The 25,918-nt window shown below is 70.6% G+C and carries 25 protein-coding genes; 10 read left to right on the top strand and 15 right to left on the bottom strand.

The window, feature by feature from the left end:
• The first annotated feature begins 2 nt into the window (after positions 1-2).
• The 3 genes from C466_RS15300 to C466_RS15290 all read left to right on the top strand — a co-directional run bounded on the left by C466_RS15300 (position 3) and on the right by C466_RS15290 (position 4,929).
• Positions 3-2,936 carry a DEAD/DEAH box helicase gene (locus tag C466_RS15300; RefSeq protein WP_004598776.1) on the top strand — a complete coding sequence of 978 codons (2,934 nt, stop codon included), beginning with the start codon at positions 3-5 and terminating at the stop codon, positions 2,934-2,936.
• A gap of 69 nt (positions 2,937-3,005) precedes the next feature.
• On the top strand, positions 3,006-4,511 hold the full coding sequence (locus C466_RS15295) for a stage II sporulation protein M (RefSeq protein ID WP_004598775.1): 1,506 nt from the start codon (positions 3,006-3,008) through the stop codon (positions 4,509-4,511).
• Positions 4,512-4,569: 58 nt separating this feature from the next.
• Positions 4,570-4,929, top strand: a complete 360-nt coding sequence (locus C466_RS15290; protein ID WP_004598774.1) for a hypothetical protein — start codon at positions 4,570-4,572, stop codon at positions 4,927-4,929.
• 636 nt (positions 4,930-5,565) lie between these two features.
• Here the strand turns inward: C466_RS15290 and C466_RS15285 are convergent.
• The 10 genes from C466_RS15285 to ahaH all read right to left on the bottom strand — a co-directional run bounded on the left by C466_RS15285 (position 5,566) and on the right by ahaH (position 15,116).
• Positions 5,566-5,955, bottom strand: coding sequence for a DUF6276 family protein (locus C466_RS15285; protein ID WP_004598773.1), 390 nt, complete (start codon positions 5,953-5,955; stop codon positions 5,566-5,568).
• A 111-nt stretch (positions 5,956-6,066) separates the two neighbouring features.
• Positions 6,067-6,768 (bottom strand): V-type ATP synthase subunit D, encoded by a 702-nt coding sequence (locus tag C466_RS15280; RefSeq protein WP_004598772.1) that lies wholly within the window; start codon positions 6,766-6,768, stop codon positions 6,067-6,069.
• Between the two features lie 162 nt (positions 6,769-6,930).
• On the bottom strand, positions 6,931-8,355 hold the full coding sequence (locus tag C466_RS15275) for a V-type ATP synthase subunit B (RefSeq protein WP_004598771.1): 1,425 nt from the start codon (positions 8,353-8,355) through the stop codon (positions 6,931-6,933).
• Between the two features lie 2 nt (positions 8,356-8,357).
• Positions 8,358-10,121: an ATP synthase subunit A gene (locus tag C466_RS15270; RefSeq protein ID WP_004598770.1), complete on the bottom strand. Its 1,764-nt coding sequence runs from the start codon at positions 10,119-10,121 to the stop codon at positions 8,358-8,360.
• Between the two features lies 1 nt (position 10,122).
• Positions 10,123-10,452, bottom strand: coding sequence for a V-type ATP synthase subunit F (locus C466_RS15265; protein WP_004598769.1), 330 nt, complete (start codon positions 10,450-10,452; stop codon positions 10,123-10,125).
• Positions 10,449-11,495 (bottom strand): V-type ATP synthase subunit C, encoded by a 1,047-nt coding sequence (locus C466_RS15260; RefSeq protein ID WP_004598768.1) that lies wholly within the window; start codon positions 11,493-11,495, stop codon positions 10,449-10,451. Before C466_RS15260 ends, C466_RS15265 begins: the two co-directional genes overlap by 4 nt.
• Positions 11,492-12,070, bottom strand: coding sequence for a V-type ATP synthase subunit E (locus tag C466_RS15255; protein ID WP_004598767.1), 579 nt, complete (start codon positions 12,068-12,070; stop codon positions 11,492-11,494). The genes C466_RS15260 and C466_RS15255 overlap by 4 nt, the downstream gene beginning before the upstream one ends.
• A gap of 21 nt (positions 12,071-12,091) precedes the next feature.
• Positions 12,092-12,346, bottom strand: coding sequence for a hypothetical protein (locus C466_RS15250; protein WP_004598766.1), 255 nt, complete (start codon positions 12,344-12,346; stop codon positions 12,092-12,094).
• 201 nt (positions 12,347-12,547) lie between these two features.
• Positions 12,548-14,755 carry a V-type ATP synthase subunit I gene (locus C466_RS15245; protein ID WP_004598765.1) on the bottom strand — a complete coding sequence of 736 codons (2,208 nt, stop codon included), beginning with the start codon at positions 14,753-14,755 and terminating at the stop codon, positions 12,548-12,550.
• A gap of 4 nt (positions 14,756-14,759) precedes the next feature.
• Positions 14,760-15,116, bottom strand: a complete 357-nt coding sequence (gene ahaH / locus C466_RS15240; RefSeq protein WP_007995154.1) for an ATP synthase archaeal subunit H — start codon at positions 15,114-15,116, stop codon at positions 14,760-14,762.
• Between the two features lie 167 nt (positions 15,117-15,283).
• On the opposite strand from ahaH, the gene minD reads away from it, so the two are divergent.
• A complete protein-coding gene (minD, locus tag C466_RS15235; protein ID WP_004598763.1) occupies positions 15,284-16,945 on the top strand; it encodes a cell division ATPase MinD in 1,662 nt (553 codons plus the stop codon).
• A 72-nt stretch (positions 16,946-17,017) separates the two neighbouring features.
• Here minD and C466_RS15230 read toward each other — a convergent pair whose 3' ends face one another.
• Complete coding sequence (locus tag C466_RS15230; RefSeq protein ID WP_004598762.1) at positions 17,018-17,989, bottom strand: transcriptional regulator; 972 nt, start codon at positions 17,987-17,989, stop codon at positions 17,018-17,020.
• 197 nt (positions 17,990-18,186) lie between these two features.
• Here C466_RS15230 and C466_RS15225 point away from each other — a divergent pair, with 197 nt between their 5' ends.
• Together C466_RS15225 and C466_RS15220 are read left to right on the top strand one after the other, a co-directional pair.
• The gene (locus C466_RS15225; protein WP_004598761.1) at positions 18,187-19,683 is read left to right on the top strand and encodes a tRNA(Ile)(2)-agmatinylcytidine synthase; all 1,497 of its coding nucleotides are present in this window, start codon (positions 18,187-18,189) and stop codon (positions 19,681-19,683) included.
• Between the two features lie 65 nt (positions 19,684-19,748).
• The gene (locus tag C466_RS15220) at positions 19,749-20,102 is read left to right on the top strand and encodes a hypothetical protein (protein ID WP_004598760.1); all 354 of its coding nucleotides are present in this window, start codon (positions 19,749-19,751) and stop codon (positions 20,100-20,102) included.
• Positions 20,103-20,108: 6 nt separating this feature from the next.
• Here the strand turns inward: C466_RS15220 and C466_RS15215 are convergent, their stop codons facing one another.
• Both C466_RS15215 and C466_RS17080 read right to left on the bottom strand, forming a co-directional pair.
• A complete protein-coding gene (locus tag C466_RS15215; protein ID WP_004598759.1) occupies positions 20,109-20,339 on the bottom strand; it encodes a DUF7543 family protein in 231 nt (76 codons plus the stop codon).
• Between the two features lie 88 nt (positions 20,340-20,427).
• A complete protein-coding gene (locus C466_RS17080; RefSeq protein WP_004598758.1) occupies positions 20,428-20,604 on the bottom strand; it encodes a hypothetical protein in 177 nt (58 codons plus the stop codon).
• A 93-nt stretch (positions 20,605-20,697) separates the two neighbouring features.
• On the opposite strand from C466_RS17080, the gene C466_RS15210 reads away from it, so the two are divergent.
• Both C466_RS15210 and C466_RS15205 read left to right on the top strand, forming a co-directional pair.
• Positions 20,698-21,855 carry an aminopeptidase P family protein gene (locus tag C466_RS15210; protein WP_004598757.1) on the top strand — a complete coding sequence of 386 codons (1,158 nt, stop codon included), beginning with the start codon at positions 20,698-20,700 and terminating at the stop codon, positions 21,853-21,855.
• A 236-nt stretch (positions 21,856-22,091) separates the two neighbouring features.
• Positions 22,092-22,394 carry a DUF5789 family protein gene (locus C466_RS15205; RefSeq protein ID WP_004598756.1) on the top strand — a complete coding sequence of 101 codons (303 nt, stop codon included), beginning with the start codon at positions 22,092-22,094 and terminating at the stop codon, positions 22,392-22,394.
• Between the two features lie 329 nt (positions 22,395-22,723).
• Here the strand turns inward: C466_RS15205 and C466_RS15200 are convergent, their stop codons facing one another.
• Positions 22,724-23,959, bottom strand: a complete 1,236-nt coding sequence (locus C466_RS15200) for a cation:proton antiporter (RefSeq protein WP_004598755.1) — start codon at positions 23,957-23,959, stop codon at positions 22,724-22,726.
• 76 nt (positions 23,960-24,035) lie between these two features.
• On the bottom strand, positions 24,036-24,518 hold the full coding sequence (locus C466_RS15195; protein WP_004598754.1) for a cation:proton antiporter regulatory subunit: 483 nt from the start codon (positions 24,516-24,518) through the stop codon (positions 24,036-24,038).
• Between the two features lie 138 nt (positions 24,519-24,656).
• On the opposite strand from C466_RS15195, the gene C466_RS15190 reads away from it, so the two are divergent.
• Positions 24,657-25,022 (top strand): DUF7562 family protein, encoded by a 366-nt coding sequence (locus tag C466_RS15190; protein ID WP_007345843.1) that lies wholly within the window; start codon positions 24,657-24,659, stop codon positions 25,020-25,022.
• 36 nt (positions 25,023-25,058) lie between these two features.
• Entirely contained in the window at positions 25,059-25,892 is an 834-nt protein-coding gene (locus tag C466_RS15185; protein WP_004598752.1) for a GIDE domain-containing protein, read from the top strand.
• The last annotated feature ends 26 nt before the right edge of the window (positions 25,893-25,918 follow it).

The following is a 25,918-nucleotide window of genomic DNA, read 5'->3' as shown; positions in this document are numbered from 1 at the left end:
GCATGGCGGAACCCTCGGGGATGGACGCGTTCGCGAACCTCGGGAGCGAGATCCGCGAGGCGCTCTCGGACCGGGGGTTCACCACGCCCACCGAACCCCAACGCGAAGCCATTCCGCCGCTCGCCGAGGGGAAGAACGCCCTCGTCCTCGCGCCGACGGGCACCGGGAAGACGGAGACCGCGATGCTCCCCGTCTTCGACGCGATCGTGGCCGCCCGGAGTTCGCCCGGCGACCAGCCCCGAGAGGGGATCTCCGCCCTCTACATCACTCCCCTCCGCGCGCTCAACCGCGACATGATGGACCGGCTGGAGTGGTGGGGCGAGACGCTCGGCGTCGAGGTCGCGGTGCGCCACGGCGACACCACCCAGTACGAGCGGAGCAAGCAGGCCGACGACCCGCCCGACGTGCTCATCACGACGCCGGAGAGCCTCCAAGCAATCTTGACCGGCTCGAAGATGCGGGTCGCCCTCGAAGACGTCGCACACGTCGTGATCGACGAGGTCCACGAACTCGCGTCGGCGAAGCGCGGCGCGCAGCTCACGATAGGGCTCGAACGCCTCCGCCGCGTCGCGGGGCCGTTCCAGCGGGTCGGCCTCTCCGCGACGGTGGGGGACCCGGAGGAGGTCGGCCGGTTCCTCGTCGGGACGGGGAAACGCGACCCGGACCGCCCCGGCGACCGCGAGTTCGAGACGGTCGAGGTCGCGGCCGGGACCCGGACCGACGTGCGCGTTCTCGACCCCGAGATAACCGACCGCGACACGGGACTCGCGGGCGAACTCGCGGTCGACGAGACGACCGCGAGCCACGTGCGGACGATCCGGGAGATCGTCGCGAACCACGAGTCGACGCTGATCTTCGTCAACACGCGACAGACCGCGGAGGCGCTGGGCTCGCGGTTCAAGACGCTCGCGGAGAACGAGCAAGACAAGGGAACCGAGAATCCCACCGAGATCGAGCTCCACCACGGCTCGCTGTCGAAGGAGGTGCGGATCGACGTGGAAGACCGGTTCAAGTCCGGCGACCTCGACGGGCTCGTCTGCACCTCCTCGATGGAGCTCGGGATCGACGTGGGGCGCGTCGACCACGTCGTCCAGTACGGGAGCCCCCGCGAGGTCGCCCGCCTGCTCCAGCGCGTCGGGCGCGCGGGCCACCGCCGCGACCTCGTCTCCGAGGGGACCGTCGTGACGCAGGGCGGCGACGACACGCTCGAAGCCCTCGCCATCGCGCGCCGAGCGGGCGAGGAGCTCGTCGAGCCCGCGAACATCCACCACGGCAGCCTCGACACGGTCGCGAACCAGATCGTCGGGGTCGTGATGGACGAGGGGGAGGTCCACGCCCGCGAGGCGTACGAGACGGTCACGAACGCCTACCCGTTCGCCGACCTCTCGGAGCCGCAGTTCCAGGAGGTGGTCCGCGAGCTCGACGGGAACCGCCTCCTGTGGCTCGACGAGGAGACGGACACGCTCGAGAAGTCGGGCGGCACCTGGCAGTACTTCTACGCGAACCTCTCGATGATCCCCGACGAGGCCACCTACGAGGTGTACGACATGTCCTCCAGACGCGGCATCGGCACCCTCGACGAGCAGTTCGTCGTCAACTTCGCCGGCCCGGGCGAGACGTTCGTCCAGCGCGGCGAGATGTGGCGGATTACGGAGATCGACGAGGAGGAGGAGCGCGTGAACGTGACGCCGATCCCCGACCCGACCGGCGAGGTGCCCTCGTGGGTGGGCCAGGAGATCCCGGTCCCCAAGCCCGTCGCCGAGGAGGTCGGCCGGATCCGCGGCGAGGCCGCGACCGCGCTGGCGGCCGGGTCGACGCCCGAAGCCGTCGCCGCCGACCTCGCGGAACGGTACCCGACCGGCGAGGAGACGGTCGCGGCCGCACTGAAGCCGGTCGTCGACCACGTCAAAGCCGGCCACCCCGTCCCGACCGGCGAGCGGATCGTTATCGAGGGGAGCGCGCGCACCGTCGCCGTCAACGCCGCCTTCGGCCACGAGGTCAACGAGACCCTCGCGCGCCTGCTCGCGGCGCTGGTCGGCCAGCGCGCCGGCTCCTCGGTCGGGATGGACGTCGACCCGTACCGGATCGAGTTCGAGGTGCCTCACGGGATCGATCCCGGAACGTTCCGCGAGGTGCTGGAGACGACTGACCCCGACCGGCTGGAGGCGTACCTCGAGCTCGCGGTGAAGAAGTCGGACGCGCTGAAGTTCACGCTCGCGCAGGTCGCCGCGAAGTTCGGCGCCGTCAAGCGGTACAAGGAGGGGCGAGGGAAGTTCGGCGGCGACCGCTTACTCGCCGCCCTCGAAGACACCCCCGTCTACGACGAGGCGCTCCGCGAGGTGTTCCACGCCGACCTCGCGGTGCCGGAGACCGCCGACCTGCTCGCCGGGATCCAGTCGGGAGACGGCGGCCGCGACGGCTCGCTCGACCTGGCGATCGCCCGCGAGCGCACCCCCCTGGGCACCGCGGGCCGCTCCGCCGGCACGGAGTTCCTCGTACCCGACAACGCCGACGCTGACGTGATCGAGACGGTCAGAGAGCGGATTCGGGACGACCGCGTCATCCTCTTTTGCCTCCACTGTACGGACTGGAAACACACGACGAAGGTCCGGCGCGTCCGCGACCAGCCCGAGTGCCCCGACTGCGGCTCCACCCGGATCGCGGCGCTGAACCCGTGGGACGAGGAGACGGTCGAGGCAGTGCGCGCGCGCGAGAAGGACGACGAGCAGGAGCGCCGCACCGAGCGCGCCCACCGCGCCGCGAGCCTCGTCCAGACGCACGGGAAGCGGGCGGTGATCGCCCTCGCCGCGCGCGGCGTCGGCCCGCACAACGCCGCGCGGATCATCAACAAGCTCCGCGAGGACGAAGACGAGTTCTACCGCGACGTGCTCCGGCAGGAGCGCGAGTACGCCCGCACGCAGTCGTTCTGGGACTGACTCGCGGCCGAGCAGCCGCCGACCCCACGACACGACCGTTTTTAAGTATCGGACGGCCGATCGGGTGACATGGACCTCTCCGCCGCCGTCACGGCAACGACAGCGACCCTCCGCCGACGCCCCGCCGACGTCCTCCCATTCTACCTCCTCGGCACCGCGGTGCCGGTGATCGCCCGCCTCGGCACGTTCGCCGCGCTCGCGGGGATCTATCTCCACCTCGAACTCACCGGGAGACTCGCGGCCGTCGGCGACGCGCTCGCCGGGGTCGAGTCGCCCCCGGACCCGCAGGACGCCGAGGCGTTTCAGGCGTGGGCCGAGGGGGTGACGCCCGCGTTCGAACCCCTGCTCACGCCGACTGCCGGGATCCTCTTCGCCGCCGGCGTGCTCGCCACGTTCGTCCTCGCTGTCGTCGCGTACGCCGTCGTCTCGGCCGGCCAGCTCTCCGCGGTCATCGCGAGCCTCCGCGACGAGCGGGGGCTCGTCGGGGGAGTCGCTGGCGCCCGATCGCGTTGGCTCACGTTCCTCGGCCTCTACGTCGCCGAGCTGCTCCTCTGGATCGCCGTCGTCGCGCTCGGGTCGATCGCGGTCGGCGCGGCGTTCCTCGCGAACCCGTTCCTCGGCGCGGCGGTCGCGGTCGCCGCCCTCCTCGTCGGCCTCGTCGCCCTCGCGCTCGTCCGGATCCTCTTCGCGTTCGCGCCGGTGGCCGTCGTCGTCGACGACGCCGGCGTGGTCGGGGGGATCGAGGGGGCCGGCGGCTTCGTGCGCTCGAACCCCGTCGACGCCGCCGCCTACCTCGTGGTCGCGATCGGCGCGCTGGTCGCCGTCGCGTCGGTCGCCTCGGGGGTCGCGTTCCTCGGGGGCGGCCCCGTCGTCGCGCTCGCCAGCGCGGTCGTCGTCGCGCCCGCGCTCGACCTGTTGAAGACCGTCCTCTACGGCGACTACCGCGGGACGGTCGACCCCGTCTCGCCGCCCGAGGCCGGCGTCAGGGCGCAGTTCGTCGGCGGCCTCCGCCGCGGGTGGCGAGAGCTGGCCGGGTTCGTCCGGTCGACGCCGGGCAGTCACGCCCTCGCGCTCGCGGTGGCGGTCGGGTTCGGCGCGGTCGGGTGGTACGCCGCCGCGCCGTTCGCCGAGGCGGTCCCGACCTCGATCGAGGGGCGGATCGCCGGACAGATCCCGCCCGTGGCGACGCTGACGTACTTCGGGAACAACTGGGGGGTCGCGATCGCGACCGCCTTCTCCGGGGCGGGGTTCGTCCTCCCGGCGCTCTCGTCGCTCGCGTTCAACGGCCTCGCGCTCGGCGCCACCGCCGCCCTGGAGGAGAACCTCCTCGCGCTCGTCGCGTTCGTGGTCCCGCACGGGATCTTCGAGATCCCCGCGCTCGTCGTCTCGGGCGCGCTCGGCGTCCACCTCGGGGCGGTCTCGTGGCGGACGTTCCGCGGCCGCGCGAGCCGCGAGCGGCTCGCCGACGCCTTGCGTACCGCGTTCTGGGTGACCGTCGGGCTCGGAATCCTGTTCGCCGTCGCCGCCGTCATCGAGGGGTTCGTCAGCCCGTACTACTGGCGGCCGTTCCTCTAGGCCCCGACGGAGCGCGGCCTCGCCCGCAGCCTTATTAGGACGCACCCGAAGCCTCGGTATGCAGCCGCTCGTCGCCGTCATCCTCGTCGGCGTCCCGCTCGCGTGGCTCGTCGGCTTCGCCGCCTACGCGTACGTCGACGCGCCCAAGTACGGAATGAACCCGCGCAAGTGGGCGCTCATCTCGTTCGCCGTCCCGCTGTTCGGCTTCCTCGCGTACATTTTCGAACGCGACGAACTCGACTACGACCCCGAGGAGGACCCGTACGCCGGCGGCGACGACGGCCGGACCGGCGGCTTCGCGGTCCACGAGTCGCGCCAAGGCGAGAAACGCCTCGGCCCGGCGGGGACGGAGGCGGACGACGACGACGCGGACAACGGCGACGACGAGTGGAACGACCCGGACGGCGTCGACCTCTGACGGAACGACTGGACGGATCCCGGTCAGCACGGAGACGCCGACGAGCGATGCGATATTTAAATCCCGGAGAGCGAGAGGGGTCGATATTTATAAATAGCGATGCGGTGGCGCGTGCCTGCGAGCGGCCGCCCCCGGCGGCCGCGAGACAGCACGCGCGAGGGAGTCGCGAACGCCCGTAGGGCGTGAGCGACGAGGCTGGGGAGGCGTGAGGTGCGGTCCCGCGAGCGACCGGAGGGAGCGAGCGGGAGTACGGAAGTCGCAGCCCGCGCAGCGACCGAAGGGAGCGAGCAGGACCGTCTTCCGGTGGTGCGGTCGCTGTCGGGTGGGGCTCAAAGGGGCAGTCGCGAGGACGCCGTAGGCGACGTAAGCACCGCAAGGAGCGAGTGAAACGAGCGACCGAGGAGCGCAGCGAGCGTACGGCGTCCTCGCGACTGGGGCTTTGGAGGTGTTCCCCGTCGATCCGCAATCGATTATTTATAAACGAGCGGCTGGGGCTTTGGAGGTGTTCCCCGTCGATCCGCAATCAATTATTTATAAACGAGCGACTGGGGCTTTGGAGGTGTTCCCCGTCGATCCGCAATCGATTATTTATAAACTACCGCCGTCAACGTCGAGTTTCAACGAAATCTATCAGTCCTAAATCTCGTCGCGGAGCGCCGCTCGCCGCCTCTCTAAGTCGAACGCGGCCTCGGGCGCGTCGAGCCGGTCGAAGAAGGCGAACGCGTCGGCGCCAGCCCTCTCCGCGTGGTCGATCAGCGCCTCGATCGACGCGCGGTTGAGCGCGAACGAGTCCAGCTTCCCGCAGCAGAGCGCCAGCGCGACGCCGGCCTCGCCGGACGGGAACGCGGGGTCCACCTCAGAGAAGTCGGGATCGTCGGACACTCCACCCACGACCCCCGCCTCGTCCGCGGCGACGACCCGCAGACACCGGGTGCAGATCGCGGCCGCGTCGGCCGGGGCGTGCTCGCGGAGCGCGGGCGGCACGGCGAACGCGACGACGTCGGCGTCGCAGTGTGGACAGGGCACGCTCGTCGGTACGGACGGACTCAATTAAAAGTCGACGGCAGAGAGAGAGAGAAACGGCGACCGACGCGGAAGCGGTGATGGCAGTTCGGAACCCGGCGCCGCGACGGGGCGTCAGTCGGCGGGTTCGGGCTCTTCGGTCTCCGCGGCCGCGACCGCCGCGGCCGCCTCCTCGGCCTCCGCCTTCTCCTCTTCCTCCTTTTTCGCCTTGATCTTCTTCATGCGGAAGATCTCCTCGCGCTCCTGCTCTTCGAGCTTCTGCTCGATGTACTCCTGGTTCTCGTAGAGGGTCGGGAGCAGGGTGAACTCCAGGGCGTTGACGCGGCGCTTGGTCGTCTCGATCTCCGTGAGCATCTTCTTCATCGCCGTCTCGACCTCGGCGGCGAGGATGACCTTCTCTAAGAGCTCCTCGTAGGCGTCGGCCGCCTCGTCGATGCGCGCCGAGGAGCCGAGCAGGCCGTAGCCGCGCTCGTCGAGGCTCTTCTTCACCTTCGAGGACTCGATCTGCGGGACCACGACGCCCATGATGTTCTTCGACTGGGTCGTGATCTCGGGGTGCTCTTTCAGCGCCGCAGCCGCGCCGCGGACGGCGACGTCGCCCTCCATCGCCCGGGCCATGTCGATCTTGCGCTGGGCCGTCTCGTAGTTCTCGGAGACCTCCGACCGGACGTCCTGCGCCTGGTCGAGGATGTCCATGAACTCCATGATGAGCCCGTCGCGCTTCTGTTCGAGCGTGTCGTGACCGCGCTCGGAGAGCTCGATGCGGTCCTCGATCGCCATCAGGTTCTTCCGCGTCGGTTTGACGTCCTTGGCCATCTTGAGGGAAGGTTCCGCTCCGAGGCGGATAATTCTTTTCAGACGCGTCGGTTCGGCGGGCCGGCGAGCGGGGGTCGATCCGACCCCGTCGACGGCCGACTTCCGGCGGCGCCGTCGCTGTCCGGCGAGCGTGCGACGGGCGGCAAAAAGTGAGTCGCGGCGTCAGTCGGCCGCTTCGAGGACTTCGCGCTCGGAGTCGTCCTCGCGGTAGTGCTCCTCGATGAACTCCTCGTCGATCCGGTTGAGGGCGTCCTTCGGCAGCATCGAGAGGAGGTCCCAACCGATAGAGAGCGTCTCGTCGATGTCGCGGTTCGTCTCGAAGCCCTGGTCGATGAACTCCGACTCGAACGCGTCCGCGAAGTCGAGGTACTTGTTGTCGAGCTCCGACAGCGCCTCGCGACCGACGATGTTCACGAGGTCGCGGAGGTCCTCGCCCTCCGCGTACGCCGCGAACATCTGGTCTTTCACGTCGGCGTGGTCGGCGCGGGTGAGCCCCTCGCCGATCCCGTCGTCCATCAGCCGCGACAGGCTGGGGAGGACGTTGATCGGCGGCTGCAGGCCCTGGCTGTTCAGGTCGGGGTCGACGTAGATCTGTCCCTCCGTGATGTACCCGGTCAGGTCCGGGATCGGGTGGGTGTCGTCGTCGCCAGGCATCGTGAGGATCGGGATCTGCGTGACCGACCCCTCACGCCCTTTGATCCGGCCGGCGCGCTCGTACAGCTGCGCCAGGTCGGTGTACATGTACCCGGGGTACCCGCGTCGGCCGGGCACCTCCTCGCGGGCCGCCCCGATCTCGCGGAGCGCCTCGCAGTAGTTGGTCATGTCCGTCAGGATGACGAGGACGTGGTAGTCCTTCTCGAAGGCGAGGTACTCGGCGGTCGTCAGGACCATCCGTGGCGTGACCGTCCGCTCGACCGCGGGGTCGTCCGCGAGGTTCATGAAGACGACCGAGCGCTCCAAGGCGCCGGTGCGCTCGAAGTCCTCCATGAACTCGTTGGCCTCCTCCTGGGTGATCCCCATCGCGCCGAAGATGACGGCGAACTCGGAGCCCTCCTCGTCGTCGCCGCCCTCCTCCTCTTCCGGCACGCTGGCCTGCCGCGCGATCTGCATCGCGAGCTCGCTGTGCGGCTGGCCGGAGCTGGAGAAGATCGGGAGCTTCTGGCCGCGCACTAGGGTGTTCATGCCGTCGATAGCGGAGACGCCCGTCTCGATGAACTCCTCGGGGTACTCCCGGGAGTACGGGTTGATCGCCGCGCCGACGATGTCCTGGCGCTCCTCGGGAACGATCTCCGGGCCGTCGTCGATCGGGCGGCCGGAGCCGTCCAGCACCCGACCGAGGAGGTCCTCGGTGACGGGCATCTTCATCGTCTCGCCCAGGAAGCGGACGGACGCGTCTCTGTCGATACCGGAGGTGCCCTCGAAGACCTGGATCGCGACCACGTCCTCCGAGGATTCGAGCACCTGTCCGCGCAGCGTCTCGCCCTGTGCCGTCTCGATCTCGACGATCTCGTCGTAGCCGATCGCCTCGTCGACCTCGGCGTACACGAGGGGGCCGCTGATCTCGGTGATGGTTTGATACTCTTTCATGGTCAGTAGAGGCTCCGGAGCTCCTCGGTGATCTCGGCTTTGAGATCCTCGACGTACTCCTCGTAGTCCTCTTGGACGCCGATGCGGTTAATCCGCGGGGCGGCTTCGGTGTCGACGATCTCCTCGACGGGGACGCCCGCGTCGAGGGCGTCGAACGCCTCGTCGTTGAACTTCTGGATCGTCGTCAGCATGAGGTACGTCTTCTCCGGCGGACAGAAGGTGTCGACCGGGTGGAACGCGTTCTGCTGGAGGTACGCCTCGCGCAGGTAGCGCGCGACCTCCAGGGTGAGCTGCTGGTCGTCGGGCAGGGCGTCCTTCCCGACGAGCTGGACGATCTCCTGCAGCTCCGTCTCCTCGTCGAGCACGTCGACCGCCCACTGGCGCCGCTCCGCCCAGTCGTCGGCGACCTCGTCTTCGAACCAGGGGTCCAGCTGGTCCTTGTACAGCGAGTAGGACTCGTTCCAGTTGATCGACGGGAAGTGGCGGCGCTCCGCCAGGTCCGCGTCGAGCGCCCAGAACGTCTTCACGATCCGCAGCGTGTTCTGGGTGACCGGCTCGGAGAAGTCGCCGCCGGGCGGCGACACCGCGCCGATCGCCGAGACGGAGCCCTCCGTCCCGTTGATGTTCTCGAAGTAGCCGGCGCGCTCGTAGAACTGCGCGAGCCGGGCGGCGAGGTACGCGGGGTACCCCTCTTCGCCGGGCATCTCCTCCAGCCGGGAGGAGATCTCGCGCATCGCCTCCGCCCACCGCGAGGTGGAGTCGGCCATCAGCGCCACGTCGTACCCCATGTCGCGGTAGTACTCGGCGATCGTGATCCCGGTGTAGATACAGGACTCACGCGCCGCGACGGGCATGTTCGACGTGTTCGCGATGAGCGAGGTGCGGGCCATCAGCGGGTTGCCGTTGGCCGGGTCCTCCAGCTCGGGGAAGTCCTCGATGACCTCGGTCATCTCGTTGCCGCGCTCGCCGCAGCCGACGTAGACGATGATGTCCGCGTCGGCGTACTTCGCGAGCTGGTGCTGGGTGACCGTCTTCCCGGAGCCGAAGGGGCCGGGAATCGCGGCCGTCCCGCCCTTCGCGATGGGGAACAGGCCGTCGAGGATGCGCTGGCCGGACACCAGCGGCGTCCGGGGCGTCTTCTTGTCGTTGGCGGGGCGGGCCTCGCGCACCGGCCACTCCTGGTGCATCGAGACCTCCTCGCCGTTGTCGAGCTCGACGACCGTCTCGGTGACGTCGAAGCTGCCGGCCTCGGCGGCGACGACCTCGCCGCCCTCGTAGTCCGGCGGCACCATGACCTTGTGGTCGATGGTGACCGTCTCCTCGACGACGCCGACGATGTCGCCGGGCTCGACGACGTCGCCTTCCTCGACCTCGGGCTCGAACTCCCACTTCTCCTCGAGGTCGATGCCGGGCGCGTCGACCCCGCGGTCGAGGTACGGACTGCCCATCTTGCCCTCCAGCACGTCCAGGGGGCGCTGAACGCCGTCGTAGATGGCGTCCAGCATCCCCGGGCCGAGGTCGACCGACAGCGGCTCGCCCGTGTTCTCGACGGGTTCGCCGGGGCCGACGCCGGAGGTTTCCTCGTACACCTGAACGGTCGTGAGGTCGCCCTCGATCTCGATCACTTCCCCCATGAGCCCTTCGTCGCCGACGTAGACGACGTCGTTCATGCGGGCGTTGAGATCGCGGGCGGTCACGACCGGACCGCTCACGCTCTGAATGACGCCGTTGTCCGTCTCGGCGTCGGTTGTGTCTGCTTTGCTCATATTAGTCGTCTTCCTCCATCAGGTCGATGCCGATGGCGCGTTTGATCTGGTCGCGCAGCCCGCCGCTGCCGGCGCCGGAGCCGCCGAGCGTCACGAGGACCGGCTCGATGCTCCCCTCGACCGCCTCGCGGGTCCCCCGCGAGAGGTGGTCGAGGTCGTCGTCGTGCATCACGATGATGCCGACGCCCTCGTCGTCGAGCGTCCGCTCGACGGCGTCGTCGAGCTTCTCCTCCTTCTCGTCGTCCGGGACGTTCTCGAACGCCCGGACGCCGGCGAGGCGGAATCCGGTCGTGAACTCCGGGCTGCCGACGACCGCTATCTCCTGGCTCATGTTATCACCAGCTCCGATTCGATCTCGTCGGGCGAGAGGCCGGCCTCCTTCCCGCGAGCGATCGCCCGGATGTTCTCCGTCTCGCGCTCCTTCGCGAGGATGTACGAGATAACCGGGGTGACCGACACCGGGTGGATCGTGCCGAGCCGGTCGCCGTACGCGAGCAGGGCGCCGTCGATCGCGTGTTCGAACGCGATGAGGCTGTCCGCCTCCTCGAGCTCGCGCAGCGCGGGCCCGAGCTCGTCGCCGTACTGGCTGTCGCCGATGAACTCGACGAGCTCGTCGAGGTTCTGCGCCAGCCGCGCGAGCGACGACCGGGTGAACAGGTCGCCCCCCTCGATGAAGTACGCCGCGGGGTCGATGTCCGCGCCCGAACGGGCGAGCCGAAGCGCGTTCGTCGCGTTCCGGAAGTCGACCTCCGCTTTGAGGAACGTCTCGTACTGCCGGGTCGGCTCGTCGCCGCCGAGCCCGGAGAGGAGCCGCTCGTAGAACGCGCGGTCGACCGCGTTCTCCAAGGGCACCAGCACGTCCGTCTCCTCGTACTCCGCGTACGCCTCACGCAGCGGCTCCCCGTAGATCGTGTCTTCGAGGACCTCGATCACGGCGTCGATCGAGTCCGCCTCCAGCAGGCGGCGGATCCGGCGGTCGTCGAACTCGCCGGCGCGGATCAGGTCGACCTCGACGGCCGACTGGTCCGCGTCGGTGTAGGCGCCGCGGATGACCGTCTTCACGTTCCAGGCGTCGAACTTCCGGAGGTACCGGGCGATCAGGTCGTACAGCGACCCCTCGCTCCAGTCGAGGATGGCGTCGAACTGCTCGGCGAGGTTCCGGTTCAACGCGTACTCGATCAGGTCCACGCCGCCGTGGCGGCTGCCGAGCGCGTTGATCTCGGCGCCGTACGTCGACTCCTCCATGAACCGAGCGATCTCGGCCGGCCCCATCCGGGTGAGCTTGCGGTACTCCTCGTCCCCGTAGAGGCTGCCGCGGCGGGCACGAACCCGCGCGACGACGTACTCGGGGTTCGAGCTACCGGCGGCGCTCATTGGTCGAACAGCCGCTCCGAGATGTTCTTCAACTCGTCGTCCCAGACGGACTCCAGGACCGAGTCGAACGTGTTGTTCACGCGAACGCGGGAGGTGTCGCTCTCGGCGACGACGCCGCCGAGGCAGTCGACTTCCCCGTCGACCTCGGCGTTGCGGTCCGCGACGAGCTCCTCGAGCAGCTCGACGTCCTCGGCGCGGGTGTAGACGGCGACGTCCTCATCGTCGTCGAACTCCGCGAGGCTCGCGTCGAGTAGGGCCTCGGTGAGCTCGCGGCGGTCGTCACCGTCGAGGCCGGCGATCGCCGCCTCGACGTCGTCGCGGACGTCCTCCAAGACGTCGCGGCGGGCGCCCAGCCGCTCCTGTTTGGCCTCGAGCTTCGCCGAGGAGAGCGTCTGCTCGCGCTCCTGGTCGATCTGGCTCTCGGCCTCGGTGAGCCGCTCCTCGCGGATGCGCTCCGCGTCGGCCTCGGCGTCGGCGACGATCTCGTCGGCCTCCGCCTCGGCCTGTTCGCGGATCTCCTCCGCACGCGCGCGGGCCTCATCTTCAACGTCCTCAACGACGGTTTCCAAACTCATTGGTTGAAAAACGCTGGAGAGTTACCCGACGATGAAGACGACGACGAGCGCGAGGATGACGATCGTCTCGGGAAGGACCGTCAGGATGAGCCCGTTGACGAAGAGGTCGTCGTCCTCGGCCATCGCGCCGACGGCGGCCGACCCGATACCGCGCTCGGCGTAGCCTGCGCCCAGCGCCGCGAGCCCGACGGCGAGCGCCGCCGCGGCGTTGGGGTCAGTCAGCGTTCCACCGGTCGACAGTACGAGGTTCCCGAGTTCGTTGGTAGCTTCAAACATTGGTAGTAGTTGCTGTTGCTCGTCTCCGAACGGTTGCTATTTGCCCCTACTGGAGTCATAAAGCTTCCCAAAACGACCGAACAGAATCCGGGAGAACAGCGGGAAAGCGGGTGCTATTCGCGTCAAAACCCGACGGGATTGCCGGGTTCGACCGCACGCGAGGCGACGAGACCGACCGTCGGCCGGAGACCGATCCGGCCGTCAGTCGTCGCGGGTGTACTTCCGGTCGCGACCGAACGGGAGATACGCGCGACCGCCGCCCTCGTAGAAGTTCCCGAAGAACTCCACGTACTCGAGGCGGACCGCCTGAATGCCGGCGGAGGTGACCCCGAGCAGGAGGACGACGATGTGGCCGACGACGGCCACGACGATGCCGCCCACGAGGGCGACGACCCCGACGAGACCGATCGAGGCGGGGTCGAACGCCGTGGTGATCCCCGCGAAGACGAGCTCGTAGTCCTCCGGGTGGCTCTGGACGTACGAGAGGTAGTCCGCGCTGAAGATGAAGTGGAAGCTCCCGTCGCCGCCGTCGTCGATGTACGCGCCGAACGCGAGCAGGTTCACCGCGAGCGCCATCCCGCCCTTCGCGAGCAGGACGGCCATGAGCCGGGCGTACGAGATGACGTTGACGACGGGCGAGAGGAACTCGGCCAGCTCCGGCGGCTCGCCGATCCCGAGCAGGACGAGCCCGAGCACCGCGGCGGCCGCGCCGGCCCAACCGATCAGCACCGGGAACCCGCCGAACGAGACGGCGCCGAACGTCAGGACCGAGACGGCCTCGAACAGGAAGTCGGGCTTCGCGTTGGGGAACACCCGGCTGAAGATCCAGATCCACGCGCCGTTGAGGATCAGCAGCCACGAGCCGGCCTCGTAGACGGCGTGTTTCAGGTCGTGCTGCTGGGCGGTGCTCACGAACGAGAGCACGTGGCCGACGTTCAGGTGAAGGATCCCGAACACGACGCTCACGACGAGGAAAGACAGGCCCCAGTCGAGGTCGGCGGGCGAGAGCCCCTTGCCTTCGACCGGCCAGTGGATCCCGAGCAGCTGGTAGGCGTGGTAGCCGAACAGGTCGATACCGTAGTAGATGCCGAACAGTATCGTGAAGCCGCCGGCCCACATCGCGACGGAGCCCAGTTCGCGGAAGGCGCCGTCGAACTTGGAGTACATGAAGAACCCGATGGCGGCGTAGAGGACGCCGTACCCCACGTCGCCGATCATGAACCCGAACATCGCCGGGAACGTGAGGAAGACGAGGAGCGTCGGGTCGAACTCCGAGTACTTCGGGCGACCGAACGCCTGAACGAGCAGTTCGAACGGCCCGGCCGCGCTGCCGTTATCCTGGACGACCGGCGGGTCGTCGGTGCCGTGGGCCGCGTGGCCGCCGTCGGTGGCGACCGCCGTTTCCGTCTCGCGGTCCGCGGACGCGGCGCTCTCCGCCGCGGATCCGCCACTCTCGTCGTCGACCGACTCGGTGTGGTGGTCGCCGTCGGGGGTGAACGAGGCGCGTTCGAGCTCCTCGACCTCGACGTGGTCGCCGACCGCGTCGACGATCGCCGCCTCGAAGTCGGGGTACGACTCGGTCGGCACCCACCCTTCCGCGACGAAGGCGTTCTCGGTGGTCGCGAAGGAGAGCGGCGCCTCCTTCTTCTCGGCCTCGATGGTGAGCTCCTCCTCGGCGCGAAGCAGGAAGCCCGCAGCCTCCTCCTTCACCGATTCGAGCTCGCGCTCGACGGCGTCGAGCTCGTCGCGGAGGTCGGCCTGCTCGGCCTCCAGCTCCGCGACGTACTCCTCGGGGCTCGCGTCCGCGTCGGGGACGTCGAGCAGCGCGATGTCGACGCCGACGAGCGCGTCCTGAACGACGCCCTCGGCGTCCGGGTCGGTCGGCCGCGCGACGATGGCGACCACGTCGCCGCCGACGAACACGTCGAAGACGTCGATCGAGTCGGCGTCTCCGAGCGCGGCCTCGACGGCCGCGGGCTTGGCCTCGCCGACGACGACCTCGACCGAGTCGTAGCCGCGCAGGTACTCGAGGTCGATCCCGAGCTCGGCGAACGGCTCCAGCCGGTCGATCTCCTCCTGCCGGTCGCGGATCGCGGCCTGGAGCTCGTCGCGCTCGTCGTTGAGCTCGTTGACCCGCTCGCGGACGCGTTCGAGCTCGTCGACGAGCTCGTCGTCGTCCAGCGACCGGGCGACGTCGGCGTCGTCCTCGTCGACGTCGAGGATGCTCTCAAGCGACCGGACGGTCACGAGGCGCTCGTTAACCGTCTCGGCGCCCTCGAGCGACGTTCCGGGGTCGAACCCCTCGTACCGGTCGTCGTAGTCCGTGACGTGCAGGGAGTGGTGGGCGTACGCCGCCTCGATGACGTCGTCGATGACGCGCTTCGAGCCCGTCACCGACACCCGGCTCATCTGCTCAGGCCTGAGCATCCACCGCCTCCTCGGCCTGGTCGTGAACCGCCGCCTCGAACTGCTCGACGGCGTAGTCGACGGCCGATTCCACCCGGTCGCGGGCCTCGCGTTCGAGCTCGTCGCGGTCGTCGCGCCCCGATTCGAGGATCTCCTCGCGCCGCTCCGCTATCTCCTCGCGGGCCGCTTCGAGCCGCTCTTGGGCCTCCGCTTCCGCCTCCTCCTCGGCCTCGGCGCGGATCTCGTCCGCGCGCTTTCGAGCTTCGGCGAGGCGCTCCTCGGCGTCCGACTCCGCGTCCGCGATGATCTCGTCCGCCTCCCGTTCGGCCTCCTTGATCGAGTTGAGCACCTCTGGTCTCGCCATGCTACTAATCGCCTGAAACTCTACAAGCGACGTATAAGGTGTTTGCGAAAGTGCGCGGGGGGTTCGGCCCGTTTCTCGCCGATATAGACCGGTCGCGGACCGAACCCGGCCGGCAACGCCGGTCGCCGCCGCCTACATTTAAGTAGCAGTCGCCGGACCCTCACCGTATGGCAACGGTGTATGCGGTCGCGTCGGCAAAGGGTGGCGTCGGGAAGACCACCACGACCGCCGCGCTGGCGACGATCCTGGCGGACTCGGGCGCCGACGTCGTCGCGATCGACGCCGACCTCGGCATGGCGAACCTCGCGGGCGCCGTCGGGGTGACCCCGGGCGAGACCACCCTCCACGACGTCCTCGCCGGCGAGGCGGACCCGGAGGCGGCGGTCCGCGAGGGGCCGTCGGGGCTCCGGGTCGTCCCGGGGGCGACCGACCTCGACGCGTACGCGGCCGCTGATCCGTCGGAGCTCCGCCGGGTCGTCGAGGCGTTCGACGACGCGGACTACGTGTTCGTCGACGCGGGCGCCGGCCTGTCGCACGACTCGACGCTCCCGCTCGCGATCGCCGACGAGACGCTGCTCGTCTCCACCCCGGAGCGGAGCGCCCTCGGCGACACCGAGAAGACGCGACAGCTGACCGAGCGCCTCGGCGGGACGGTTGCGGGCGCCGCGATCACCCGCGTGACCGACGACACCGACGAGGTCGTCACGGCCCTGCTCGACGCGGCAGTCCTCGGACGAGTCCCGGACGACGAGGCCGTGGCCCGGGCCGCGGCGGCGAACCGCCCGCTGCTCTCCGCCGCGCCCGACGCGCCGGCGACGCGGGCGTACCGCGACTTGGCACGAGCGCTGACCGGCGCGGACGTGGAGGGGCCCGGGCTCGACGAGCCCGCGGCCGCGGTCGCAGCGGGCGGGGACGACGCGCACGGCGACGACGAGGCCGAACCGGACGCGGCGGACGACGACGCGGTGATCGTCGACGACGGACCGGCGGCCGATGATGACGAGCCGGCGAGCGACGACTCGGACGATGGCAACTCGGACGATGACGACATTGGTCCGGAGGACGAGGGAGGAACCGACGAGGACGAGCACATCATCGTCGCGGACCCCGACGCCGCCGGAGTGGCGGAGCCGGGCGACGGCGAGGACATCATCGTCGCGAGCGAGAGCGAAGCGGCGGGGGACGTCGCGGACGACGACACCGACGAAGACGGCGACGACACGGGTGACGGCAGGAGCGAGGCCTCCGACGATGACGGAGGCGAGACGACCGACGAGGGAACACCCGACGACGGCGACGAGCCGGAGGAGTCCGTCGACGAGGGCGACGGGGCGGCTCGCGAGGGCATCGACGCCGATCAAGAGGCGACCGAAAGCGACGAGGCCGGCAGACCCGACGCCGGTGACGAGTCCGTGAGCGGCGGGAGAGCGGCTGCCGAACTCGAGGCCACCGGCCCCGAGGCCGCGACGGACGAGGAGTCGGACACGATCCCCGACGCGGACGAGACGGCACGCGAGTCGGCCGCCGAGCACGACGGAGACGAGAAGCGAGCGGGCGACGAGCCGACGGCGGCGGACGACGACATCGACGACGAGCTCGCCGGCAGCATCCCGTTCCGCGACGACGACACCGGGACGATGAACACCGTGCTGTCGGAGGAGGACGGCGAGAGCGAGGCGGGCGCGGACGACGAGCAGGCGGACGCGGGCGACGAGACGGCGGCGGACGACGAGCGGGCGGAAGACGGCAACGGGGAGGGGTCGGGTGCGGACGACGACGAGGGGCCGGAGAAGGACGGCGGGTTCTTCAGCCGGCTCCTCGGTCGGTGAGGCCGGCCGACGAGGGAGGCTTTTCAGCCGTAAAGGTGGAGCGCGAAAACTGGTCGAACGGCCGTGACGCCGTCAGGCCTCCGAGGGGGCGCGGGCGCGGTCGCGGATCAGCTCGCGGATCTCCTCGGGGTCGGTGACCGCGGCGAGCTCTTCGCAGGAGACCAGAGCGGTGCCGTCGACGGACTCGCGCTTCTCGTCCTCCTCGGTGAAGTACACCGACCGGGTCTGTGCCACCTCGCCGATGGAGGACATGATCCGGGCGCGCTTCTCGGCCGCGGCGGTGAACGCCGAGTGGCCGGTGAGCACGCGCGTCGCCGGGCTGTCCTCGTCCTCCGAGACGGCCTTGAACGGGGCGCGGGCGGTCGGGTGGACGGTGAAGCCGGCGCTCGTAAGCACGCCGAGGACGTGCTCGTCGTCGGGGTCCGCCTCGGGCGCCGAGGGCGTCGGCTCGGAGTCGCGGACCTCGTCGGCGCCGTCGAGCACGTCGACGGGGCTGGAGAACGGCTGGTCGAACAGCTCCTCCAGCTGGATCGCCACCTCGATGGAGGCGTTCATCCCGTCCTCGTACTTCGAGACGGTGCGCCGGGAGACGCCCAGCTCGTTCGCGAGGCGGCCGAGCGACCAGCCGCGCTCCTCGCGCTCGTCGGCGAGCAGGTCGCCGTCGAGGCTGACGTACAGCCCGCCGGGGGCCGCGTAGATGAGCGGCGGCATCCCCTCGACGAACAGGTCGTAGGCGGTGTCGGGGTTGATCACCGGCACGCCGTGTCGGAAGTAAACGACGCCGGGCTTCAGCTCCTCGTCGCGGGTGCGGATCCCGATCACCATCGGCGTCCCCCTGAGGTACTCGCCGAGCCGGCGCATCTCCGCGCCGGTCTCCGCGTCGAGGGCGTCGACGTTGCCGAGGATCTTTAAGAGGAGGAGGTCCTCGTCGCGGCGGGCCGCCACGTCGAAGCTCTTGGGCCGGACCGCACACCGGTCGCTGACGAGGAACCCTGCGTCCTCCAGCATCGCGGTGACGTTCCCGATGAGCGCAGTCCGGGACATAGCCGGAACAAGCGGCTCGGCGTATATATGCGTTGTGTCGTCGCGCTCCCGACGAAACTGCCGCCCGCCTGCGATTTTCCGCGTTTAGCACGGGAAACGGTTAAATACTCGACCGGCACCGCGAGCGGGTCGGCTGCCTCCGGAGCCATCCGACCGCCCTCGAAAGGGGCTTGTCGCGCCGTCACGAACCCCGTCGCATGCCGATCGTCGCCGTCGACGACACCGACTCCCGCGAGCGCGGGATGTGTACGACGTACGTGGCGACGCGGATCGCGGAGCGGCTCGCGGACGACGGTGGCCGGATCCGGCGGCGGCTGCTCGTCCGCCTGAATCCGGCGGTGAAACACAAGACGCGCGGGAACGCCGCGGTCGCGCTCCACGTCTCCGGCCTCGACGCCGACCGGGCCGCGACCGTCGCCGTCGAGACGGTCGCGGAGTTCGCCGCGGCCGCCGACCCGCGGACCTCGCCTGGCGTCGTCGTCGCCGACCGCGACGTCGACGGCGACCCCTTCGACCCGACCGGGGCGCCGATCCCCGACGCGGTCGCCGCGTTCGCGCGACGCGCGCTCCGCGAGCGGCTCTCCGTCGCGGAGGCGGTCGAGCTGGCCGAGGAGCACGGGTTCCGACACGCCGCGGTGGGCTCGGCGGGCGGGGCGAACGGAGCAGGCGGAGCGGAGGGCGCCGGCGGGGCGAACGGAGCGGGCGGAGCGGAGGGCGCCGGCGGGGCGAACGGAGCGGGCGGAGCGGTGGGGGCGGACGACGCCGACGCCGTCGCGGGACGGGGGCGGATCGGCGCGCTCGCGGCGGTGGGCGCGCCGGCCGCGTTCGGCGACTGGACCTTCGAGCGCATTTCCTACCGCGAGCTCGACCGCTGCGGGACGCCCCGCGAGGTCGACGCCGAGAGCGTCTTCGCCGCCGCCGACGCGGGGTACCCGACCGTCTGGGACACCGTCGACCGCGAGACGGGCGCCGCGGTCTGCGTGCCCAACGCACCGGGCCCGATCCTCCACGGGATCCGGGGCGACGACCCGGCCGCGTGCCGGGCGGTCGCGGCCGACATCGAGGGCGAGCGGGTAGACCGCGCGGCGACGTTCCTGACGAACCAAGGCACCGACGCCCACCTCGCGCCGGGGCGGATCGGCGAGCTACGCGACGGCGCCGGCTACCGGGTCGCCGGGAAGGTGGCGAGCGCGCCGGAGACGAAACAGGGGGGCCACGTCCACGTCGACGTCGCGGGCGACCGCGACACGCTGGATTCCGGTGACTCCCTCCGCGTCGGTTCCGGTGGCTCCCTCCGCGCCGTCGCGTTCGCGCCTACGGGCCGGTTCCGCGACCGGGTCCGTGCGCTCCGACCGGGCGACCGGGTCACGCTCTGCGGGGAACACGAAGTGCGGAACGACGCGGACAGCCCCGAGAGCACCCTGAAGCTTGAGAAGTTCGCCGTTCGCGACCTCGTTCGGACCGCGCCCGCGGTCCCGACCTGCCCGGACTGCGGGCGCTCGATGTCGTCGGCGGGGAAGGGGCAGGGGTACCGGTGTCGCGACTGCGGGACGAGCGCGCCGGGGAAGGTCGCGGAGCCGATCGATCGCGACCTCGAAGCCGGGTGGTACGAGGTGCCGCCGAGCGCGCGCCGCCACGTCGCGAAGCCCCTCGTCCGCGGCGGGTTCGACGCGCCGACGCATCCGGAGCGATAACCAGCCGTCTGGTGTGACAACGGGCCTCCGGTGCGATGAAGTGATCGCCGCGCGAGCGGACGGACGTGACCGGAATCGTCTTCCACGCGACGGAGCGGCGCGACGCGGTCGTCGAGTTCTACCGCGAGCGGCTGGACGCGACCGTGCGCCTCGAACAGCCCGACTGTACGATCCTGGAGTTCGACGGGTTCCTGTTCGGGTTCTGCGAGCGCGACGCGGCCGACGACTGCGGCATCCTCACGTTCGTCTACCCGGACCGTGAGGGGGTCGACGCGGCCGCGGACGCCCTCGGCGACGCGGTCGTGAAAGAGCCGCGAGCGAACGAGACGTACGACATCTACCAGTGTTTCGCCGAGGATCCCGAGGGCCGGACCGTGGAGTGCCAGGTCTTCCTCGACGACGCGGTCGACATCGAGTAGTCCGCGCTACTCGTCGAGGCCGCGGGCGTCGCGCCACTCGGTCGCTCGCGCTTCGGCGGCCTCGCGGTCGTCGAACCGGACCCGCTCGTAGGCCGACTCGTCGGCCGCCTGCTCCATCACGTCGAGGCGGACGACGAAGCCGCCCGCCGCGCGCTCGCGGAGCCTGACGGTCGCGTACCCGTCCGACCGCTCCCATTCGGAGATCGTACCGTCGTCGCGCTCCAGCGACCAGCTCATACCCGGCCGGACGCGCCCCGCGGCTAAAGCGGTGCGGTTCCGAGGCCGCGGCGCGGCGCCGCGTTCGGCAAGGCGCTCCGGGACCGAGTCAGTCCCCCGTGCTCGGCGACCCATCGGCGCTCGGCGACCGCTCCGGATCCGGCGTGGCGGCGTATCCGCACACCGGGCAGACGACGTAGCCGAGCGAGTCGTACGGCACCGACGTCGAGGGGGCGGACACGTCGCACTCCGGGCAGTCGAACGTCGCGGCGTTCTCGGTTGACATGCTATCGCGTAGCGGCCGATCCGGCGTAGTTATGCGCCGCTTGCTGCCCGGTCAACGCCACCCTACTTATATACCGAGTCCGAATTCCGGCGCGTGACCGACGACGCACACGCGGGCCTGTCGGCGGAGGAGTCGACGAGACCGCACGATCGACGACGCGAGCGGGCCGCGAGCCGGCTCGACGAGGTGGACGCGGCGGGGCTGGTCGCGTTCCCGAGCCGCAACCTCCAGTACCTCACCGGCTTCGCCGAGGAGCCCGGCGAGCGCCACTTCTTCCTCGTCGTGCCGGCGGCGAGCGCGGCCGACCCGGAGCCGGCGCTGCTCGCGCCGGCGCTGTACGAGACGCAGGTCCGGGAGGCGACGAGCGTCGCGGAGATACGGACGTGGAGCGACGGCGACGACCCCGTCGCGGCGACGCGGGAGCTGCTCGCGGACAGGGGGCTCGACGCGGGGCGGCTCCTCGTCGACGACACGATGTGGGCGCGGTTCACGCAGGACCTCCGCGCGGCGGCGCCCGACGCGACGTGGGGGCTGGCGAGCGAGGCGCTCGCGGACCTCCGGGTCCGGAAGGACGAGGCCGAGCTGGCGGCGCTCCGCGAGGCGGCCGGCGTCGCGGACGCGGTCGTCGGCGACCTCCGCGAGCTGGGGGACGACGCGGTCGGCATGACCGAGGCCGCCCTCGCCGACCGGATCGCGGACCGGCTAGCCGAGCGCGGGGGCCGCGGCGTCAGCTTCGAGACGGTCGTCGCGGCGGGCGAGAACGGCGCGAAGCCCCACCACGGCCACGGCGACCGCGAGATCCGGGCGGGCGAGCCGGTCGTCCTCGACTTCGGGACGCGCGTCGACGGCTACCCGTCCGACCAGACGCGGACGCTCGTCTTCGGCGGCGAGCCGAGCGAGGCGTACGCCGAGGTCCACGAGGTCGTGCGCGAGGCGCAGGCGGCCGGCGTGGAGGCGGTCGAACCGGGCGTCCCCGCGTCGGCCGTCGACCGCGCCGCGCGCGACGTGATCGAGGCGGCGGGGTACGGCGACGCGTTCGTCCACCGGACCGGCCACGGCGTCGGCCTGGACGTCCACGAGGAGCCGTACCTCGTCGCGGGCAACGACCGCCCGCTGGAGCCGGGGATGGTCTGCTCCGTCGAGCCCGGGGTCTACCTCGACGGGCGGTTCGGCTGCCGGATAGAGGACCTCGTGGTCGTCACCGAGGACGGCTGCGAGCGGCTGAACGAGACCGACCGCGGTTGGGCGTGACGAGCGGTGCGAGAGGAAAACGCGGAGACCGGCGTGTCGGCGCTCGACACGCGAATACGGGAGTCGTGTGCCGTGCCCCCAACCGGAAATTACGGCCGGATAATATAACAGTATTACCGAATTATTTCGGGTGTATTCGCAGAGTCGGACCGAGCCGACGGCGGCCTCGCGGCTGCGTCCCCGCACCCCCGAGCGGCATCGAAACCATTAGTGTCGCCCGAGCGGAACCGCGGGGCATGAGCGACACAGACGCGGACGAGGGAGACGAGGAGGCGGAAGCGGAGCCGGCGGTCGAGCTCGGCGACGGGCCAGACGTGGCCGGCGAGCCGGTCGCCCGCGTCGCGTCGCGGCTCACCTGGCCCGCGAAGAACAGCGACGTCCGCGAGCAGGAGGGCGACGCCGAGATCCGGACGCCCGACGGCCCGCAGACGCTCGACGACGTGCTCGCGGAGTCCGAGGTCCCCCTCTTCGAGAGCCGGAGCGACTTCGTCCAGGCGGTCGAAGAGGTCGTCGGCCGCGGCCCGGTCGCGACCGAGTAACCGCCGAACGCGAGGGTTCTATTTATAAACAGCCGCCGAGACGACGAGAGGCATTTATAAATTGGCGGTCGGCGCGTGCCTCCGAGTGGCCGCCGAAGGCGGCCGCGAGGAGCACGCGCGAGGGAGTCGGGCGCGCCGAGGGCGACCGGAGGGAGCCCGACGGACGCGCCCGACGAGGCTGGGGAGGCGTGAGGTGCTGTGCGGAGCGGTGCGGGTGGGACTCAAAGGGGCAGTCGCCGGCGGCTCCGCCGCCCGCTGGGGATTTGACAGTGTTCGCCGCCGACCAGCTGACGACTATTTATAAATAAACGCCCGCCGCACCGACGTTTTCACCCACTCGCCCCGCTGCCGTCCGCGCCACCACGGTCCAGCCACGAGGTCGCGATCGACTCGAACGGCGCGGAGTACCCCATCAGCGTCGTCCCCAGCACCGCCATCACGAGGACGTAGCCGACCGCGAACGCGTTGATCGTCCCCGCCAATGCCGGGTCGAACGAGCCGGCGTTCGCGCCGGTGACCGCGACGGTCGCGATGATCAGCGAGAACTCGCCGCGGGTGGTCATCCCGAGGCCGACCCGGGTCGACCGGCGGACGTCGAGGTCGAAGGCGCGCCCCGCGAGGTAGCCGGTGACGACCTTCGTCGGCGTGGTGACGACGACGGCGAGCGCGACGAGCGCGGCGACGTCCGCGAACAGCGCGGGGTCGGTGACGAGCCCGATCCAGAAGAAGAACACCGCGGCGAACAGGTCCCGGACCGGCTCCAGGATCGTCTCGATCGTGTGCGCCTGCTCGGTCGGGGCGAACGCCATGCCGACGAAGAACGCCGCGACCGCCTCGCTGACGCCGAGCGCGAGCGCCGCGCCGGCGAGGAACACGACCGCGGCCACCGCGCGCAGCGCCACGAACTCCCGGTTGTCCGTCGCGACGAGCCGGTCGAACAGCGGGGTGCCGAACCGGACGACCGCGAACAGCGCGGCGATGAACCCCAAGGCGATCCCCACGTCGACCGCGGCCGCGGCGACGTCGCCGCCGCCGAGGACCAGGGCGGACGCGACCGAGAGGTAGACGGCGATGAACAGGTCCTCGTACACCAGGGTGCCGAGCATCGGCTCCGCCTCGTCGTTGGCGATCCAGCCGAGGTCGATGAGCGACTTCGTGATCACCGCCGACGAGGAGATGTAGACGATCCCGGCGATCAGAAACGCCGGGAGGAACGCGCCGAAGACGAGCCAGCCCAGGACGAGCCCGACCCCGAAGTTCGCGAGGTCGATCGTCCCCGCCGTCCCGATCGGTCCCCGCCGGGCGAGCAGCCGGTCGAGGTTGAACTCCAGGCCGAGGAAGAAGAGGAGGAAGACGATCCCCAGCTCCGCGCCGAGCGAGATGAACTCCGTCTCGGGGACGTAGGCGGTCCCGATCACCGGGAGCGCGAGTCGGCCGAGGACGTACTCCCCGAGCAGCATCCCGACGAGGATGTACGCGGGGATCACCGACTGCCCGAGGCGGTTCGCGAGCGCGCCGGCGGCCGCGACCGCGACGAACATGACGCCGACGTCGAGCAGCGCCACTACCGGTCACCCCCAGGCGCGCGGATCGTACCGCCGCGCCCCGACGCGCCGAAGCCGGCGGCGCCGTCCCGACCGCTCATCCGGTGAGGATCTCCTCGAACGCCGCGCAGTTCTCGCGGGTACCCACCCCGATCAGGGTGTCGCCCTCGCGGAGGGTGGTGCCCGCGTCCGGGCTTTCGAGCACCTCGTCGCCGCGCTGGATGGCGACGACGGCGAGCCCCGTCCGGTTACCGATGTCTGCGCTCTCCAGCGTCTCGCCGACCAGCGGCGACCCGGGCGGGAGCTCGTACCACTCCAAGAGGATGCCGCCCGGCAGCGTCGTCTCCTGCGTGTCGGGCTCGACCGGCTGGAAGTACGCCCCCTCGATGATCGAGCCGATCGTCCGCGCGAGGTCGTCGGAGAACTCGAACGCCTTCTCGGAGTCGGCGTCCGGGTCGCGCCGCCGGAACACCTCGCGTTTCCCGGTGTTGTGGATGACGACGATCATCTCCTCGCCGCCGTCGAGCTCGATCTCGAACTTCTTGCCGACCCCCGGGAGGTCGGACTCGGTGATCGTCATACGGGCTCCAGCGCGCCCACCGTAATATGTCTGTACGTCGGTCCCCGGGGGCCGCGGGAGGCGGCCGTTCAGAATCCCCGTCCGACGGGCGTCTGCCGCGCACCAAACGCTAAGTGGGGCGGGACCGAGGGGAGTCGTATGTGGCGCTCCCGAGGGAGTCGGGACCGGCGGACGGTGGTGTGCATCGCGTGCGGGGACTCGGTGTTGCGGGAGGACGCCCGCGAGTACGACAAGGAGGGCGACCGCTGGAACCGGCGCGACAAGGAGTTCGAGTACCTCTGTGCCGACTGCGACGACGAGATCTCCCACCAGCCGCGCGACGGCCTCGAATCGCTGATCCTCTCGATCGAGTCGGACGGCCTCTCCACCGAGGAGTTCCTCGACCGCTACGCCGAGGCGGTCGCTGACGACGCCGACGACCGGACCGGCGAGGGCGGCGCGGGGAGCCGCTCGGACCGCGGCCCCTCGGACCGCACGCGCTCCGACCGCGACCGCGACCGATAATCCTACACCTCGCGGCCCGGTACCGCGACCGTACGCATGCGCGCCCTCCACGTGGCAGCCGCCGCTTTCGACCCTGTTTCGATCGCAATTGACGCCGCCGACCCAGTCCCGACCGCCATCGGCGTCGCCGCACTGGCCCTCGGCGTCGCGTTCCTCGCGCGCGGCGCGAGCGGCACCGTCGACGCGGTCCGGCTCCTCCGAACGACGGCGACGAGTCCGGCCGGGCTCGATGGCGCGGAGCGGCGGATACGGGTCACGGGCCGCGTCGCCGCGGTCGACGACGAGACCCTCCCCGCGCCGTTCGGCGGCGACCCGTGCTGCTGCGTCGAGTACGACGTCTCCGAGCTCCGCAGCCAAGGGAAAGGGCAGTCGTGGGTCACGATCGACGGGGGCGAGGCCGGCGTCCCCTTCCGCGTCGACGACGGCGGGACCGGCGTCCGGGTCGACCCCGCGGCGGCGGCGTTCTCGCTCGCCGTCGACGAGAAGGTCAAGCTCGACGCCGGCGAGGAGTCGCCCGAGCGCGTCCGGGGGTTCATCGGCGCGGTCGACGAGGTCGACGACACGGAGACGGGGTACGAGGTCGGGCCGCTCACGATCGGCGACGACCCGCGGCGCCGCTACGTCCAGCGGACGCTCCGCCCGGGCGACGAGGTGACGGTCGTCGGCGACAGCGAGGCGTTCCCGGACGCGCCAGTCGGCGAGGTGAAATCCCGGATCGCGGACGGCTCGCCGTTCGTCGTCTCCGACGCGAGCGCGCGGCGGACCGCGCTCCGAATGGTCGGGGGGTCGGCGGTCCCGATCCTCCTCGGCGCCGTCGCGTTCGGCGTCGCGGCCCTGCTGCTGTCGCCGATCGTCACGGCGCTCGTCTGAGGCCGCCCTCGCGTCCGCGACCGCGC

Origin of the sequence: Halorubrum distributum JCM 10118, assembly GCF_000337335.1 — an archaeon.
Taxonomy (GTDB): Archaea; Halobacteriota; Halobacteria; order Halobacteriales; family Haloferacaceae; genus Halorubrum; species Halorubrum distributum.
Note: the sequence above shows the minus strand (reverse complement) of the source record. Positions and strands in the feature narration are given on the sequence as shown.